Raw genomic sequence first — 15,695 nt, 5'->3', positions numbered from 1 at the left:
CTCTCGTCCAGGGTCGCGCAGACTGGCTGGCCGGGGGCCCGGGCCGCCGCTGTCCCGCTCCACCCCGTGCCGGGAGGGTGCTTCCCCGATCCGGTTTGACGCCGTGCTGTGCGTGGTGCCGACACGCTATTAGGCTGGTCCGGTGATCCAGGTGTGCTCCCAGTGCGGCACTCGGTGGAACGTCCGCGATCGTCAGCGTGTGTGGTGTCCACGGTGCCGGGGGACCCTGATGGCGCCGCTGGCCGACCCGTCGGCGGGTGACCCCCGGTGGCGTTCGCCCGTGGGCCCTCAGCCGGCGCCTAACCCCATGCAGCGCACTCCGGTGCGGCTGCCACCCGGGTTTCGATGGATCGCGGTACGCCCGGGCGCCCCGCCGCCCCCTCGGACCTGGCGACGATTCCGCGGGCCCACGCCACGCTACGCCGTGATGCCGCGTTGGGGTCTGGCGGACCGACTCCCTTCGACCGCACCTTCGCCTACGCAGATACCGGAAAAGTCCGGGCCGGCCGCACCGACAGTGCGGTCCGTGCTGTTCGCCACGATCGTGGTGCTCGGCATCGCCGCACTGGTCTATGCGGTGCGATACGTGCTGCTCATCGTCAATCGCAGCCTATTGCTGAACTCCCTGGTGGCTGGCGCCGCGCTGTGGCTGGGGGTGCTGGCCAGCGTGGTCGCGCTCGTCGCGATGCTCGGCTGTTTCGTCGTGCTGATTCGCTGGTTGATCGCTCGTCGGGCCGCCGCCTTCGGGCATCATGGCATGCCCGAGCACCGCTCGTCGCGACAGTTGTGGGCAGGTTGTCTGCTGCCGTTGGCAAACGTGTTCTGGGCGCCGGTGTACGTCATCGAACTGGCGGTGGTCGAAGACCACTACCAGCGGCTGCGCCGGCCCATCGTCGTGTGGTGGATCGCCTGGGTGGTCAGCAACGCGGTATCCATCTTCGCCATCGCCACCAGCTTTTCCAGCGACGCCCAGGGCATCGCCAACAACACGGTTATGACGGTCGTTGGCTACGCGCTGGCGGCAGCCGCCGTGGCCGCTGCCGGCCGGGTGTTCGAAGGGTTCGAGCGAAAACCGGTCGAACGGCCGGCACACCGGTGGCTCGTGGTGCGCCCGGATGGCCCGCCCCGGCAACCCGCCCCGGCAGCAGCCGGTGCAGTTGAGCTGCAAGGGCAAGAACCGGCAGCATAATGGGTATGACCTGGGCCGACGAGGTGATCGCCGGGCACCCGTTTGTGGTTGCCCACCGTGGCGCGTCCGCTGCTCGACCGGAACACACGCTGGCCGCGTACGACCTGGCGCTCAAGGAGGGCGCCGACGGCGTGGAATGTGACGTGCGGCTAACCCGTGACGGCCACCTCGTCTGTGTGCACGACCGGCGCTTGGACCGGACCTCGACCGGAGTCGGGCTGGTCAGCACGATGACGCTGGCCGAACTGCGCGAGCTGGAATATGGCGCCTGGCACGAAAGCTGGCGTCCGGACGGCACTCACGGCGACACCAGCCTGCTAACCCTGGACGCGCTGGTTGCGCTGGTGCTGGACTGGAACCGGCCGGTGAAGATCTTCATCGAGACCAAGCACCCCGTCCGGTACGGTTCGCTGGTCGAAAACAAAGTGCTGGCACTTCTGCACCGCTTCGGTATTGCCGCACCCGCCTCAGCCGACCGGTCGCGCGCAGTCGTGATGTCGTTCTCGGCCGCGGCGGTCTGGCGGATCCGGCGGGCCGCGCCGCTGTTGCCGACCGTGCTACTCGGCAAGACCGGACGGTACCTCGCCAGCAGCGCGGCCACCGCCGTCGGGGCGACCGCGGTGGGACCGTCGCTGCCGGCGTTGAAGGACTACCCGCAACTCGTCGACCGTGCGGCCGCCCAGGGACGGGCGGTTTACTGCTGGAACGTCGACGAATACGACGACGTCGAATTCTGTCGTGAGGTCGGGGTGGCGTGGATGGCCACTCACCACCCCGCCCGCACAAAGGCCTGGCTACAGCAGGGGCGCACCGGCCAGGCCGGCGGCTAGAGGCTACCGCCGGCGGCGCGCGGGGCGCCTGAGGCGGAGGGCGCCCGGCTCACTTCGCGGGCGACGAAGTTCTCCAGCTCGAACAGATTGGATCCGGCCCGGTCGGCAATCCGCAGCAGGGTGGACATCAGCGACATCTCTTCAACCTGTTCCTGCAGGAACCACTGCATGAACTGCTCGCCGAGAAAGTCGCCCTCGTCACGGGCCACCGCCGCCAGCCGGCTGACCTGGTCGGTGACGGCACGCTCCTGTTCGAGCGCCAGCGCCACCGCGTCGCGCGGTTCGTCGAACTGGTTTCGGACGGTGTCGACGCCCGGAATTTCGACGCGAAGGCCGCGCTCAAGCAGATGTTGCACCAGCATCATCGCGTGATTGCGCTCTTCGACCGCCTGGCCATAGAAATGCTTCGCCAATTGCGGCAAGTCCTCGCTGTCGAAATAGACCGCGATCGCAATATATTGCTGCGCGGTGGTGAATTCGTTGAAGATTTGCTCCTGCATTAACGCATGAAATTTGGTCTTGTGTCCGTCGTAGTCAGTCATGCGACCAGGTTAATGCAGGTAGAACCTCGTCCGCAACGAAGGTATCACTTAGTGAGGAAAGCTTTTCCTAAGTGCTCCGAGGCCGCCAATAACGCTCTTCACCAGGGCAGGTTTGCCTAACTATAGCAATTCTGGTGGGCGTTATTCCGGGTGGCCGTCGCGCAAACGATGCGGGACGTCTCTCCCGATCTGATCGACATTCTGGGTCCCGGCTTCCCCGGCTTTCTCGGCTTTCTCGGCTTTCTCGCCCCGAGGTGAAACAGGGTGCGCTGAGCATCGGGGCGTGTCGTCGCGGCGGGTTCACGTTCGACGCGTCCGGTAGAGCCGGTGAAGTCGCTATGGTTGGCCGTCGATCGCGGAAGCCGGCACCGGAGCGTCCGAAGCGAGCGCGTCGAACAATTCCCGGGCCGCGTCGTGATTCCATACCACCACCGAGCCAACGTCGCTGTCGGTGAACTCGCCGATCGGAACGGTCAGCGCGGTGGTGTGTCCGCGCAACGCCCATCCCAGGCGGGCCAGGTCGAAGACATGGGTGTCCTGGTCGACGGTCAGCGCCCCGGCGGCTGCGTGTGGCACCGCGTACCAACGCCATGGGTTGAGCCATACCGCGGGGCTGGCGGCGCGGTGCAGCAGCGCTGCCATGAACTGGCGTTGGTTGAGCATGCGGTCCAGATCGGCCCGCGGTGTCGCGCGAGACCGGACGTACCCCAACGCCCGTCGGCCGTCCAGTTGTTGACAGCCGGCCGGCAGGTCGACACCGGCCAATGGATCGCGGATCGGCTCGCTCAGGCACACGCTGACCCCGCCCAGCGCGTCGACCAACTCGGCGAAGCCGCCGAACCCAATTTCGGCGTAATGGTCGACGCGCAAGCCGGTGGTCTGCTCAACCGTTTGCACCAGCAAGGGCGCGCCACCCGTCACGAAGGCGGCGTTGATCTTGTCGCGACCGTGACCTGGTATCGGCACCGAGGAGTCGCGCGGTATCGACACCAACGTCGTCGGGGTGCTCGACCCGAACTCCGGCACGTGCACCAGCAGGAGGGTGTCGGTGCGTCCGGTGCCGACGTCGCCGCCCGTGGCGAGGTTCTGCTGTTGCTCGGCGGTGAGGTCCTGGCGGCTGTCGGAACCGACGAGCAGCCAGTTCGTGCCGCGGCCGCCCACCGGGCGGTCGGCGTAGTCGCTGAACACCGGCTCGCGGCGCAGCGACGTGTCCAGCCACAGCGCGCCGCCGAGGATGCCCGCCCCGGCCAGTAACAGAACGACCAGCATGCTGAGTGTCACGATCCTGCCCCAGCGCCGCCTGACCCGGTTGCGGCGCGCCTTCGGCGCCACCGGCCGCGGGGGCGTCGAAGCGGCGGGACCGCGCTGCCGTCCGCGCCGGACTGTCGGGGATGGCTGTGGGTCAGTCGTCGCTGGTGCGGGTTCCGGCTCGAGCCGGGGTCTGCCCGGTGGCCGGGACGGTGGGTTTTCGCGACGGATAACCTGTGACGGCTCCGGCTGCGCCGGCCGTTGCTGCATCGGTCTTCGGGGTCTCCCGCGCTCCGGTGATCGATCGCCGTTCACCTGGACAACGTACGTGGCCGGACCCGGCAATGCGGCCGGCCGCAACGGCGTGCTACGAGGCGCGGCACCGGCGGGCGCGCAAGCCGTTGACGAAGGGGCACCCCATCAACACCCGGATGGCCTGCCCCAGCCCGTTCATGTCGTCCACCGGCCGGTGGAATGCCAGCCGGATGTCACGGTCGCCGTCGTCACCTTCGACCCGAAATTGCACGCCGTACCGGTCCAGGCCGAGGGGACGGATCGGTCCGCGTCGCCATCGGGCCGGCAGCCGGGAGACCAACCGGGCGACGACGTCGCCATGGACGGTCGCCAGATGCCACAGCAACGTGGATTCGATCTCGCAGAACGGGTCGGGCCGGGCGGCCAGCAGGTCCGCGACACTGACCGGCGAGGCGCCGGTGGTGTCGGTCACGACCACCGATTCGGTCTCCAGCCGCAGCAATGCGTACCGGTTCTGCCGCAGGGCGGGGCCGGATCGTGGAGTCTCGACCTGCAACAGGGCCGGGTCCGGGTTCTCGGTGGCGATCGCGTCCAGCACCGAGGTCACCGCTCCCCACGGGACCCGCTGCAGGCGGCCGCGGATCCACACCAGCGATCGGACCGGCTCCCGGACCGGCAGCGGGGCGTAATCGGTGAGTTCGAGCAGGGCCTGGGATCCGCAGCCGGGCCCGTAACCGGCCGCGGTGGTGCGGTCAGCGGGAACCGCCACGGCGAAGGAGCCGTCGGACATCAAATGGTGCAGCGGCGCGGCCATCGGTTGGTCGGGCTCCACCGCCAGCAGGCCTGCGCCGGCCCGCGCGCAAATAGAGCGAATGCGCTCGGCGGTCGTGGGCGTCGGGCTGGTGGTCGGAAACATCGCGGCGGCTCCTCAATAATTAGGTAAGCCTAACTTAAGCTACTCGGCTCGTCCGTCGCAAGGACCCGATGCGCCACTAGTGTTGTCAGCGTGGTCTGCATCGCCTACCTCGGTCCGGAAGGGACGTTCACCGAGGCGGCGCTGCTGCAGATAGCGGCCGCCGGGCTGGTACCCCGCCGGGAAGCGGAGCTAACGGAGCTGCCGCAGCGGCTGCCGGTCGAAAGCACCCCCGCCGCGCTGGATGCCGTCCGGAACGGCACGGCGGATTTCGCCTGCGTTCCCATGGAGAACTCGATTGACGGGTCGCTGGTGCCCACTTTGGACAGCCTGGCCATCGGTTCGCCCCTGCAGGTGTTCGCCGAGACCACCCTCGACGTGGCCTTCAGCATCGTCGTGCGGCCCGGCCGCAGTGCCGCCGAGGTACGTACGCTGGCCGCTTTTCCGGTGGCGGCGGCACAGGTACGGCAATGGCTGCGCGCGCATCTGCCCGGCGTCGAGATGTGCCCGGCGTATTCGAATGCCGACGCGGCCCGCCAGGTGGCCGATGGGCGGGTCGATGCGGCCGTCACGTCGCCGCTGGCGGCCGCCCACTGGGCGTTGGCGTCGCTGGCCGACGGCGTCGTCGACGAATCCAGCGCCCGGACCCGTTTCGTGTTGATCGGCCGGCCGGCCCGACCGCCGGCGCGCACGGGAGCCGATCGCACCTCGGCGGTGTTGCGGATCGACAACGTGCCCGGCGCACTGGTGGACGCGCTGACCGAGTTCGGCATGCGCGGCATCGACCTCACCCGGATCGAATCCCGGCCCACCCGCACCGAATTGGGCACCTACATGTTCTTCGTGGACTGCGTCGGCCATATCGACGACGACGCCGTCGCCGAGGCACTCAAGGCGTTGCACCGTCGTTGTGCTGATGTGCGATACCTGGGTTCCTGGCCGACGGGGCAAGCGGACGGCACGGCGCCGCCGCCACCCGACGATGCATCGATCTGGCTGGCTCGGCTCAGGGAGGGCCAGCCGGCCCCGTCCCGGGAGTTTGGACGATGAGCGGTCGTCTGGTGCTGCTGCGGCACGGTCAGTCCCACGGCAACGTCGAACGCCGGCTGGACACTCGGCCACCGGGCACGGCGTTGACGCCCCTGGGACGCGAACAGGCCCGCGCGTTCGCGCTCGGCGGCCCTGCTCGGCCGGTCCTGCTTGCGCACTCGGTAGCGGTCCGTGCGTCGGAAACGGCCGAGGTGATCGCCGCCGAGCTCGACTTGCCGCCGCTGCGGCTCGACGGCATCCACGAGGTGCAGGTGGGAGAGCTGGAAAATCGCAACGACGACGAGGCCGTCGCCGAATTCAACGCCATCTACGACCGCTGGCATCGCGGTGAACTGCATGTGCCGCTGCCCGGTGGTGAGTCCGGCGAAGACGTCTTGGATCGCTACGTGCCGGTGATCACCGAACTACGGATGCGCTACCTGGACGACGCCGCCTGGGACGGTGACATCGTGGTCGTCAGCCATGGCGCGGCAATCCGGCTGACGTCGGCGGTGCTGGCCGGAGTCGACGGCACCTTCGTGCTCGACAACCATTTGGGCAACGCCGAATGCGTGGTGCTGGCTCCGATCACCGACGGGCGCTGGAGTTGTGTGCAGTGGGGAACCCTCAAGCCGCCGTTCTACCCCGACCTCACGCAAGGCCCACCCACACCGGTCATCGACGCGGTGACGTCAAGCACCGACCCGATGGGGTGATCCGACCGCTCCGTTAGGCGCGTCAGCGCATCGGCAGCCGACCGCGTCGCAGTCGATGACGAACGTGTGCACCGATATCTCGGGTCCGTCGCAGTCGGTTTCGGTGCATTCGGCCCGGCCCAGAGCATGACGAATGATGGTGCCGTGGCAGTGATAGACGCCTGTCCGGCAGTCGCGACAGACTGTTCTCATGAAGCGTTCTTAGCACCAGGGCCGGACAAATCCGGGATGCCGCGCCCGTCGCCGGGCGGGTTCGGTCAGCCCCACCCCAGTTCGTCCAGCCGGGCATCGTCGATGCCGAAGTGGTGGGCGATCTCGTGGATCACCGTGATCGCCACCTGGTCGACGACTTCGTCGGCGGATTCGCAGACATCCAGCAGGGCGTCGCGGTAGATGGTGATCGCGTCCGGCAGTGCTCCGGCATAATCGGAGTCGCGCTCGGTCAGCGCGACCCCCTCGTACAAGCCCAGCAAGTCGTGGTCGTCGGGGTGGCGGTCGGCGACCAAGACGACCACGTTGTCCATCGCGGCTGCCAGTTCGGGCGGGATGAGGTCGAGTGCATCGGAAACCAGTTCGTCGAACCGCTGCGGGTCCATCCGCACCGCCACGGGCTAACCTTCCGGCGCGGGTTCGGCGGGTGCGGGGGCTTCCGGTGGTGGGGCCGCCGACGGCGCCCCGCCGTCGGCCGGCGGGACGGCGGGTGCTTGGGTGGTGGCCGGGGCGGCGGGTGCTTGGGTGGTGGCCGGGGCGGCGGGTGCGCGAGACGGTGTCACCACCGGCTGTTGATTGGGCAGGTGCTGGTTGCCCGGCGGTGTGACCGGGATCTCCTGGACCGGGGCCGCGGGTTGCGTGGCCGGCACCTGCACCGGGATCGGCGGCAGCGTGAGCCGCTCCTCGGGGATGTCGGGCGGCGGTATCGGGGACTGGCCGTTGATCAGCAGCGGTCCCCTGGCGCTGTTCACCAACGTGGCCCAGCCTCCGTTGCCCAGCGTCGCACCGATGCTGCACGCGACCTCACGGCTCCCCGCCGACCAACTGGACAGCGACAGCGTCGGGTAGATCAGGGTCAACGTGGTGGTGCGCAACTTGATGGGCGCCAGGTAGGCGTCCGTCATCCGGGTGCAGTTGTCCTTGATATACGCGTCCTGCTCGGGTTCGGCGGGCAGCGCGTTCGGGAACTTCTCGGCGAGGTTGACCGTGCCGGTCACCTCCATCGCGTGCGCGGCCGTGCAATCGACCGGAACATCGACCGGTTGGTTGGTGTTCGAGTCGATGGCCAGGCAGGTGCCGGCCGGCCAGACCTTGGACTGGTCAAGGTCGGCAACCTTGCCTTTGAACAGGGCCTGCTGATTGTTGGGGCCGGGCAACTGCAGGCCGCACAACATGCGGCGCTCGCCGGCTTGTCGCCATGCCCGGTCACCGGACCACAGCATGCTGATGGTGAACTTGCTGTTCGGATCGAACTTGGTGCCAAGGTAGCGGCGTACCGCGGCCTCGCACTGCTCCTGGCTGATTTGCTGGATGCGTGCCGGCGACGGGGGGGCGGCGTTGGGCCCGTACTCCGAACCGGGGAAGGTCCGCATGTCGATGGACTCGGCCACTTCGAACCGGTGGTCGTCGGAGCAGTTGACGATGGTCGCGGCCTCCGGCATGGCGTCGGGCCAGGTCAGGCAGTCGCTGCCGGTGGCGCGGTTGAAGGCGGCGTTGCTCTTGGCGCCGGTGCTGGGCACCGGGTTGTTGTCGATGTAGCCGGCAAGGCGCCCGGGACCGGTGGTCACCGCGGGAATGGCGGTGACCAGCCCGGCGATCAACAGGGCACCCAGAGCGGTGAGCAGCAGCGCCCGCCGCGTCGCCGACGCCTGCAGAGCACGGGGCCAGCGGAAGCCCGCCCGTGGCGGCTCCGTTTGGGCCGTGGCGGCTTCGCCGTCCGGTGAGCTGTCAGGTGGCAGTTGCTTCTCGGGCGCTTCCAACATCCGTTCCATTCTGACAGGGCCCACCCAGTCGGGTGACCAATGTTGCTGATGTGAGACCAGGGCCGACCCCGGCCATCTGACGCCACCGGGCTGTGCGGTCAAAAGTAGTCTTGCGCCCGTGATCGACCTGAAGCTGCTCCGGGAAGACCCCGACGCCGTCCGCCGCTCCCAACTCAGTCGCGGCGAAGACCCGTCGCTGGTGGACGCCCTGTTGACGGCCGACGCCGCGCGGCGCCGCGCGATCGCGGCCGCGGATGCGCTGCGTGCCGAACAGAAGGCCGCCAGTAAGAGTGTGGGCGCCGCGTCCCCAGAGGAACGGCCCGCGCTGCTGCAGCGCGCGAAAGACCTCGCCGAGCAGGTCAAGACCGCCGAAGCAAACCAAACCGAAACCGAGGCGGCGTTCATCGCGGCACGCCTGACGATCCCCAACGTGATTCTGGACGGCGTCCCCGCCGGGGGGGAGGACGACTACGCGGTGCTGGACGTCGTCGGCGAGCCCCCTCGGCTGGACGACCCGAAAGACCACCTGGAACTCGGCGAGGCGCTGGGATTGATCGACATGCAGCGCGGCGCGAAGGTGTCCGGATCGCGGTTCTACTTCCTGACCGGGCGGGGTGCGCTGCTGCAGTTGGGGCTGCTGCAGCTGGCGCTGCGGTTGGCCGTCGACAACGGCTTCATCCCGATGATTCCACCGGTGCTGGTGCGCCCGGAGGTGATGTCCGGCACCGGATTCCTGGGTGCCCATGCCGAGGAGGTGTACCGGTTGGAGGCCGACGACCTCTACCTGGTGGGCACCTCGGAGGTGCCGCTGGCCGGCTACCATTCCGGCGAGATTCTGGACTTGTCCGCCGGGCCGCTGCGTTACGCGGGGTGGTCGTCGTGCTTCCGGCGCGAGGCGGGCAGCTACGGCAAGGACACCCGCGGCATCATTCGGGTGCACCAGTTCGACAAGGTCGAAGGCTTCGTCTACTGCACACCCGGCGACGCCGGGACCGAACATCGACGGCTGCTCGCCTGGCAGCGCGAGATGCTGGCCCTGATCGAGGTGCCGTATCGGGTCATCGACGTCGCCGCGGGCGATCTCGGCTCGTCGGCCGCGCGAAAGTTCGACTGCGAGGCGTGGGTGCCGACCCAGGGCGCCTACCGCGAGCTGACCTCGACCTCGAACTGCACCACCTTTCAGGCACGCCGGCTGGCGATTCGTTACCGCGATGCCAACGGCAAGCCGCAGATCGCGGCAACGCTCAACGGCACCCTGGGCACCACCCGCTGGCTGGTCGCGATCCTGGAGAACCACCAGCAGCCCGACGGCAGCGTGCGGGTCCCCGCCGCATTGGTCCCGTTTGTCGGCACCGAGGTGCTCGAACCCTAGTCAGGCGTCGACGGCCTGGCGCGATCGTTCGTGCCGGCGCTGCCGTTCGATGGTGGCGAAGTAGAAGGCGAGCGGGAAGGCAAAGCTGGTGAAGAAGCTGGCCACGAAGAACAGCCACGGGCGTTTCAGACCGCGCCGATGGCCGTCGACGATGGTAAACACCGGTAGCAGAACGACATTCGCGATGAGGTAGTCCTGATTGCCCGAGCCTGCAGCCGGGTTTGCGAATTGCAGCCGAAGGAAGTTCGGATAGCTGCCCGGTCCTGAGACCAGGTTGCCTTGACCGTGCGCGTCGAGCACGAAATGGATGTTGAAATACCAGCCCAGCGCGATCGAGGCGATGCCGGCGAGGTAATACACGCATTCCAGTGGCGAGAGCCAGGGGCCACCGGCGGGGCGGGCATAGATCTTTGGGTTAGACACGATGATCCACGCGATGCTGGCGAGCCCGAGCAACGCATGGACAAGGAGCGACACCATGCGCGCAGTCTCACCGCGCTTGAAGGTTTTGTCAATATTGACAGAGCAGGGGGTACGGTACTGCCATGGTCCGGCCCGCGCAAACGGCGCGCAGCGAGCGCACCCGGGAAGCGCTGATCCAGGCTGCGCTGGTGCGGTTTCTCGCCCAGGGCGTCGAGGAGACCTCCGCCGAGCAGATCGCGGCCGACGCCGGGGTATCGCTGCGGACGTTCTATCGCCACTTCCGGTCCAAGCACGATCTGTTGTTCGCCGACTACACCGGGCTGCACTGGTTTCGTGCGGCGCTAGCCGGCCGGCCGGCCGGCGAGCCGATCATCGACTCGGTGCGCGCGGCCATCTTCGCATTTCCCTATGACGTTGAGGCCGTGACGAAAATCGCCGCGTTACGGGGCGGCGAACTCGATCCCGGTCGCATCGTCCGTCATATTCGCGATGTCCAGGCCGACTTCGCCGACGCGATCGCGTCACAGCTGCAACGCCGCAGCCGCGTCTCGGAGCCGTCACCCGACGAACGATTGCGCGTCGCGGTGACGGCCAGGTGTATCGCGGCCGCGGTGTTCGGCGCGATGGAGGTGTGGATGCTCGGTGATGACCGGTCCCTCGGTGAGTTGGCTCGCATGTGTCACACCGCGCTGGAATCGCTGCGAGCCGGCATTACCGGGGCGTGGGTGGACGCTCACATTTCGTCATAATTGACAAAACATTGCGGCCGTGCCAGCGTGCCTACCGGAGGGCAGGAGCATGTCTGATTACGACGCGATTGTCATTGGTGCCGGGCACAACGGGCTGACCGCGGCGGTGCTGCTGCAGCGGGCGGGGATGCGAACCGTGTGTCTGGACGCCAAACGCTACGCCGGCGGGATGGCCGCCACCGTCGAACTGTTCGACGGGTACAGCTTCGAGATCGCCGGCTCGGTGCAGTTCCCGACGTCGGCGGCGGTGGTGAGCGAACTGGGCCTCGATACCTTGCCGACGGTCGACCTGGACGTGATGTCGGTGGCGCTGCGCGGTATCGGCGACGATCCGCTGGTGCAGTACACCGATCCGGTGAAGATGTTCGCCCACCTCAACCAGGTACACGGGACGGACACCGTCACCGGAATGGCGGGGCTGCTGGCGTGGAGCCAGGCGCCGACACGCGCGTTGGGCCGCTTCGAGGCCGGCACGCTGCCGAAGACCTTCGACGAGATGTATGCCTGCGCCACCAACGAATTCGAACGCTCGGCCATCGACGACATGCTGTTCGGATCGGTCACCGACGTGCTGGACCGCTACCTGCCGGACCGCGAGAAGCATGCCGCCCTGCGCGGCTCGATGACCGTGCTGGCCGTCAACACCATCTATCGCGGGCCGGCCACGCCGGGCAGCGCCGCCGCTCTCGCCTACGGGCTCGGCATCCCCGATGGCGACTTCGTGCAGATGAAGAAGCTGCGCGGCGGCATCGGGGCGCTGACCGCGCATCTGTGCCGGCTGCTGCAGAGCCACGGCGGCGAGGTCCGGCTGCGAGCCAAGGTGGCCGAGATCCGCGTCGGGGGCGGCCGGGTAAGTGGCGTGCGCACCGAGGCCGGTGACCTACTGAGCGCCCCGATCGTGGTCTCGGCGATCGCGCCGGACGTCACGCTCTGCGAGCTGATCGATCCCGCGGAGCTGCCCGCCGGCGTCCGAGAAAGGTACGCGCGCATCGATCACCGCGGCAGCTACCTGCAGATGCACTTCGCCCTGGACGAGACTCCCAGCTTTGCCGCGCCGTACCAGGCGCTCAATGAACCGGTCATGCAGGCATCGATCGGTATCTTCTGCACCCCGGAAGAAGTGCAGCAGCAGTGGGAGGAATGCCGTCACGGAATTGTGCCGGCCGACCCGACCGTCGTGCTGCAGATTCCGTCGCTGCACGATCCGCAGCTGGCTCCGGAGGGCAAGCACGCCGCGTCGGCGTTTGCCATGTGGTTCCCGATCGAGGGCGGGGCGGATTATGGTCAGGCCAAGGTCGACATGGGTCAGCGGGTCATCGACAAGATCACCCGCCTGGCGCCGAATTTCGCGGGCAGCATCACCAGGCACACCACCTTCACGCCCAAGCACATGGGGGTGATGTTCGGCGCTCCGGGCGGTGACTACTGTCACGGGCTGTTGCATCCGAACCAGATCGGCCCCAACCGGCCGGGTCCGAAAGGCTATATCGGGCAACCTATCCCGATCGACGGGCTCTACCTGGGCAGCGCGGGATGCCACGGCGGGCCCGGAATCACGTTCATCCCGGGCTTCAATGCCGGCCGTGCGGCCCTGGCGGGGTTATAGCTCGCCGAACGTGTTCTCAGCGCGACAAATTCGCGAAAATCTCGCAGTGGCTACACGTTCGGCGAGGGGTTAACCGCCTTTGCGTTGCCCGAGTAGCTCGTCCAGCAGCGCAACGAAATCGACCGGACGCGCGGGTGTGAAGGCAGGCTTCCACCGCGCGCCCGGTATGTCCAGGGTGATCAACGTCGACTTGAGGGGCCGGTTGACGTCCAGCGGTAGCCAACGCTGCAGGTCCGAGCTGCCCCAGATACGGAACCGATGGGTGAGCAGGCCCAGCGGTTCGGCCTTGTAGCCGCGGATGTCGTCTAGTGCGATGACCTTGGCCGTGCCGGAGGGAAAGTGGTACCGGCGCAACGTGAGCGCGGCACGGTCCAGCTGGACCACGCCGTCGTCGTAGAACTGCATCATGTGCGTTTACTCCGCAGCTGGTGCCCGCGGGTGGTCAGGCAGTGGCCGTCCTCCAGCCGCCATTGCCACCCGTGCAGGTTGCAGGTCAATGTGTTGCCTTCCACCACACCGAATTTCGAAAGATCGGCCTTGAGATGAGGGCAGCGCCGCTGAATTTCCCAGCCGTCCAGGGTGATCGATGCGCTGTCGTCGTGAGTCTCGGCGAACCAGCCGTCGGCGTAGGTGATCCGCTCGTCGGTCAGGCACTTGAAGAATGTGTAGAGGTATTCGTTGTAGCCACCGACTCTCCAGGCCCGAAACCGGGTGGACAAGAAGATGGTGTTGACCCAGTCCGGTTCATTGTCGCGCAGCACGGTGCGGACTAGCTCGGGTGCGATCGCGAACCCGTAGCGCATCTTTTCGTCGGGAATCGGTTCGCGCACCGTCCGTTTCGGAAAGTCCAAGACGACGGTCTCGGGGCCCAGGACCAGTTCCACCGGGTAGCCGATGCCGTCGCAGATCTGGTCGCTCTGCGTCATGATCGGTTCGAACAGCGCGCGCAGCGGTTCCAGCAGCGGCTCGCCGACCGCGGGTGCCCAGCTGGCCCGTTCGGCCGCGACGACGGGTGCCATCCGTTCGGCATAGTCGGCGATGTACTTCGCCTTGCCGGTGGTGAAGATGGCCTCGACCTCTTCGACGGGCAGCGGATGGCTCAGCGAGTCGAGCGCGGCGCCGGTGAACTGCGCAACCGACCCGGGCATCATCAGCAGGCCGCGATCGTGGCCGTGCGCCCGCATCTGGTCCAGGAACACCATCTGGTCGGGGAAGATGTTGGCCGGATCGCTGCCGTCGTCGTTGAGGTCGCGCAGCTCGGGGTCCAGGAAGCACGGTGGTCCGGCCGACGGAATCACCCAGGTGGCCCCGACCTGCGCGATGTACTGGCGAGCCCGGTCCATCCCGCGTTGCCGCTTCTGGGTGCCGAACGCCTCCTTGGCGCGCGCCGGCATGTCGTAGACCATGGGGTACCAGATGGCGCCCGAATACTGCAGCATGTGCACGTCGATCGGGCCGAACTCGGCCGCCAATACATCCAAATCGACCGGCCGGGCATCGTTCATATTGAAGGCAGTCGTCTCGCCGTCCGAAACCACCAGCGCCGAATCCCCGATCGGGCCATCGGCCGGGGCTCGCAGCGCGATGATCATGATGTCCAGCGCGCCCCTGGGCCCGCTGAGCCGGTGCTTGACCGAGTCGGTGGTGTCGAAGAAACGGTGAAACCCTAACTTCTCCAGCTCGTTTCGCAGATCGGGCACCGGAAAGTCCGGCAGCAGCACCACCGCGTCCTTGTTGACGTGGGCCCGCAGGTTCTCCACGTCGAAGTGATCCTTGTGGAGGTGGGAGACGTACAGATAGTCGCAGGTGCCCACGGCGTCCCAGTCCAGGGTGCTGTTATCGGGAAACGGGAACCAGGAAGTGAAGTATGCCGGGTTGAGCCATGGGTCGCACAGAATGCTGCCCGCGTGGGTCTGGATCAGAAAGCCGGCGTGGCCGATGCTGGTGACCTGCACAAATACCTTTCGCACGGTTCAGAGAGATCTACCTGCTGCGCGCCTGCGGGCGCCGAAATGCAGCATCGAGCTTAGCTTGCGTCGATATCCTCGGCCTGCCACAACCGGCGGTAGTAATCCAGGCGCAGCGGGTCCGGCTCGACTCCGTAGGCGGCGAAGAACTCCGCGTCCCAGTCCCGCCCGGGATAGTTCCAGCCCAGTGACAGCGTTGCTACCGCGATATCGGCCCACCGATCGGCCACGCCCAAGGCGTCGACGTCGACGTGTCCGCAGCACTGGCCGTGCTCATCGAGCAGCGTATTGGGTGCACACGCATCGCCGTGACAGACCACCAGCCGATCGACCGGCGGAGGGTCGCCGAGCTTTGCCCTCCGGGCCGGGGCAAGCGTGGCCAACCGGCCGGTCGCCGACCAGTCGAACGGACACGACGGCACCGGCAACGTGTCGTGCAGTGTGCGCAACCCCACAGCAATCGCGCACACCGCCACTTCAGGTGCCGCCAGCCAGCGGGGGTGCACCGCCGAAACACCGGGCAGCCCGCCGGTTCGCAGCCACGCCCGGTCTCCGTCGAGCCCGAAACCCAAAACCGGCGGCACCGGCGTGTACTGCGCAGCCCAGTGCAAGCGTCGTGCTTCGTCGGCAAAGTCCACCGTGCCCGCTCCGGCAACCTTGACGAATTCGGTGCCGGGACCGATCCGGAAGGTGATGCCGCCGAGTTCATTGGTCCAGACCGCGCGCACGCGCCGGCCGGCAGCAAATCTGCGGACAACCGCAGGCACGGCCGGCGGTGACGTCGGGAAAGACATGGGAAGGGAAGGCCGCCTCTCCTTGCCCTCTTTTCGGGGCCTGTTTTTTCCGGCTTCAGCCTTGGCGGCCCGGAGCACTAGGCTGGACA

The 15,695-nt window shown here is 67.5% G+C and carries 16 protein-coding genes and 1 pseudogene; 7 read left to right on the top strand and 10 right to left on the bottom strand.

From position 1 onward, the window contains the following. Window positions 1-142 precede the first annotated feature (142 nt). Window positions 143-1,189 (top strand): DUF4328 domain-containing protein, encoded by a 1,047-nt coding sequence (locus EET10_RS28095; RefSeq protein ID WP_122502695.1) that lies wholly within the window; start codon window positions 143-145, stop codon window positions 1,187-1,189. 5 nt (window positions 1,190-1,194) lie between these two features. After that, window positions 1,195-2,019, top strand: a complete 825-nt coding sequence (locus tag EET10_RS28090) for a glycerophosphodiester phosphodiesterase (protein WP_036404880.1) — start codon at window positions 1,195-1,197, stop codon at window positions 2,017-2,019. Here EET10_RS28090 and EET10_RS28085 read toward each other — a convergent pair. From EET10_RS28085 to EET10_RS28075, 3 genes are all read right to left on the bottom strand, one after another. Next, a complete protein-coding gene (locus tag EET10_RS28085; RefSeq protein ID WP_122502694.1) occupies window positions 2,016-2,561 on the bottom strand; it encodes a ferritin in 546 nt (181 codons plus the stop codon). The genes EET10_RS28090 and EET10_RS28085 overlap by 4 nt on opposite strands. A gap of 336 nt (window positions 2,562-2,897) precedes the next feature. Then, a complete protein-coding gene (locus tag EET10_RS28080) occupies window positions 2,898-4,124 on the bottom strand; it encodes an LCP family protein (RefSeq protein WP_036404542.1) in 1,227 nt (408 codons plus the stop codon). Between the two features lie 52 nt (window positions 4,125-4,176). After that, a complete protein-coding gene (locus EET10_RS28075) occupies window positions 4,177-4,980 on the bottom strand; it encodes a DUF2470 domain-containing protein (RefSeq protein WP_063467250.1) in 804 nt (267 codons plus the stop codon). Between the two features lie 90 nt (window positions 4,981-5,070). Between EET10_RS28075 and pheA the strand changes: the two genes are divergently transcribed. Both pheA and EET10_RS28065 read left to right on the top strand, forming a co-directional pair. Then, a complete protein-coding gene (gene pheA / locus EET10_RS28070; protein ID WP_036404537.1) occupies window positions 5,071-6,027 on the top strand; it encodes a prephenate dehydratase in 957 nt (318 codons plus the stop codon). After that, complete coding sequence (locus tag EET10_RS28065; protein WP_036404534.1) at window positions 6,024-6,722, top strand: histidine phosphatase family protein; 699 nt, start codon at window positions 6,024-6,026, stop codon at window positions 6,720-6,722. Before pheA ends, EET10_RS28065 begins: the two co-directional genes overlap by 4 nt. Here EET10_RS28065 and EET10_RS31410 read toward each other — a convergent pair. The 3 genes and pseudogenes from EET10_RS31410 to EET10_RS28050 all read right to left on the bottom strand — a co-directional run bounded on the left by EET10_RS31410 (window position 6,699) and on the right by EET10_RS28050 (window position 8,695). Continuing rightward, the gene (locus EET10_RS31410; RefSeq protein WP_081260561.1) at window positions 6,699-6,914 is read right to left on the bottom strand and encodes a hypothetical protein; all 216 of its coding nucleotides are present in this window, start codon (window positions 6,912-6,914) and stop codon (window positions 6,699-6,701) included. The genes EET10_RS28065 and EET10_RS31410 overlap by 24 nt on opposite strands. Next, window positions 6,911-7,330 (bottom strand): annotated as a pseudogene (locus EET10_RS28055) (metallopeptidase family protein). The gene EET10_RS31410 and the pseudogene EET10_RS28055 overlap by 4 nt, the downstream one beginning before the upstream one ends. A 3-nt stretch (window positions 7,331-7,333) precedes the next feature. Next, window positions 7,334-8,695 (bottom strand): septum formation family protein, encoded by a 1,362-nt coding sequence (locus EET10_RS28050; RefSeq protein WP_122502871.1) that lies wholly within the window; start codon window positions 8,693-8,695, stop codon window positions 7,334-7,336. Between the two features lie 118 nt (window positions 8,696-8,813). Here EET10_RS28050 and serS point away from each other — a divergent pair, with 118 nt between their 5' ends. Continuing rightward, window positions 8,814-10,067, top strand: coding sequence for a serine--tRNA ligase (gene serS, locus EET10_RS28045; RefSeq protein ID WP_036404528.1), 1,254 nt, complete (start codon window positions 8,814-8,816; stop codon window positions 10,065-10,067). Here serS and EET10_RS28040 read toward each other — a convergent pair whose 3' ends face one another. After that, the gene (locus EET10_RS28040; protein ID WP_036404526.1) at window positions 10,068-10,547 is read right to left on the bottom strand and encodes a DUF2834 domain-containing protein; all 480 of its coding nucleotides are present in this window, start codon (window positions 10,545-10,547) and stop codon (window positions 10,068-10,070) included. It lies immediately after the preceding gene. Between the two features lie 65 nt (window positions 10,548-10,612). Between EET10_RS28040 and EET10_RS28035 the strand changes: the two genes are divergently transcribed. Together EET10_RS28035 and EET10_RS28030 are read left to right on the top strand one after the other, a co-directional pair. After that, window positions 10,613-11,239, top strand: coding sequence for a TetR/AcrR family transcriptional regulator (locus tag EET10_RS28035; RefSeq protein WP_036404523.1), 627 nt, complete (start codon window positions 10,613-10,615; stop codon window positions 11,237-11,239). 49 nt (window positions 11,240-11,288) lie between these two features. Then, entirely contained in the window at window positions 11,289-12,845 is a 1,557-nt protein-coding gene (locus EET10_RS28030) for a phytoene desaturase family protein (RefSeq protein WP_122502693.1), read from the top strand. Window positions 12,846-12,914: 69 nt separating this feature from the next. Here EET10_RS28030 and EET10_RS28025 read toward each other — a convergent pair whose 3' ends face one another. From EET10_RS28025 to EET10_RS28015, 3 genes are all read right to left on the bottom strand, one after another. Next, window positions 12,915-13,253: a hypothetical protein gene (locus tag EET10_RS28025; protein ID WP_036404520.1), complete on the bottom strand. Its 339-nt coding sequence runs from the start codon at window positions 13,251-13,253 to the stop codon at window positions 12,915-12,917. Beyond that, window positions 13,250-14,800, bottom strand: coding sequence for an MBL fold metallo-hydrolase (locus EET10_RS28020; RefSeq protein WP_122502870.1), 1,551 nt, complete (start codon window positions 14,798-14,800; stop codon window positions 13,250-13,252). The genes EET10_RS28025 and EET10_RS28020 overlap by 4 nt, the downstream gene beginning before the upstream one ends. 71 nt (window positions 14,801-14,871) lie before the next feature. After that, window positions 14,872-15,606, bottom strand: a complete 735-nt coding sequence (locus EET10_RS28015; protein ID WP_122502692.1) for a phosphotransferase — start codon at window positions 15,604-15,606, stop codon at window positions 14,872-14,874. Between the last annotated feature and the right edge of the window lie 89 nt (window positions 15,607-15,695).

The sequence above is a fragment of the Mycobacterium pseudokansasii genome (assembly GCF_900566075.1).
GTDB lineage: Bacteria > Actinomycetota > Actinomycetes > Mycobacteriales > Mycobacteriaceae > Mycobacterium > Mycobacterium pseudokansasii.
The sequence above is the reverse complement of the archived record's forward strand: the minus strand, read 5'-3'. Positions and strand labels throughout refer to the sequence as shown.

Bases quoted from the DNA above. Each gene is read 5' to 3' on its own strand.
- EET10_RS28035 (WP_036404523.1), top strand. From the start codon at position 10,613: ATGGTCCGGCCCGCGCAAACGGCGCGCAGCGAGCGCACCCGGGAAGCG.
- EET10_RS28025 (WP_036404520.1), bottom strand. From the start codon at position 13,253: ATGATGCAGTTCTACGACGACGGCGTGGTCCAGCTGGACCGTGCCGCG.
- EET10_RS28090 (WP_036404880.1), top strand. From the start codon at position 1,195: ATGACCTGGGCCGACGAGGTGATCGCCGGGCACCCGTTTGTGGTTGCC.
- EET10_RS28040 (WP_036404526.1), bottom strand. From the start codon at position 10,547: ATGGTGTCGCTCCTTGTCCATGCGTTGCTCGGGCTCGCCAGCATCGCG.
- EET10_RS28065 (WP_036404534.1), top strand. From the start codon at position 6,024: ATGAGCGGTCGTCTGGTGCTGCTGCGGCACGGTCAGTCCCACGGCAAC.
- EET10_RS28030 (WP_122502693.1), top strand. From the start codon at position 11,289: ATGTCTGATTACGACGCGATTGTCATTGGTGCCGGGCACAACGGGCTG.
- EET10_RS28085 (WP_122502694.1), bottom strand. From the start codon at position 2,561: ATGACTGACTACGACGGACACAAGACCAAATTTCATGCGTTAATGCAG.
- EET10_RS28015 (WP_122502692.1), bottom strand. From the start codon at position 15,606: ATGTCTTTCCCGACGTCACCGCCGGCCGTGCCTGCGGTTGTCCGCAGA.
- EET10_RS28050 (WP_122502871.1), bottom strand. From the start codon at position 8,695: ATGTTGGAAGCGCCCGAGAAGCAACTGCCACCTGACAGCTCACCGGAC.
- EET10_RS31410 (WP_081260561.1), bottom strand. From the start codon at position 6,914: ATGAGAACAGTCTGTCGCGACTGCCGGACAGGCGTCTATCACTGCCAC.
- EET10_RS28075 (WP_063467250.1), bottom strand. From the start codon at position 4,980: ATGTTTCCGACCACCAGCCCGACGCCCACGACCGCCGAGCGCATTCGC.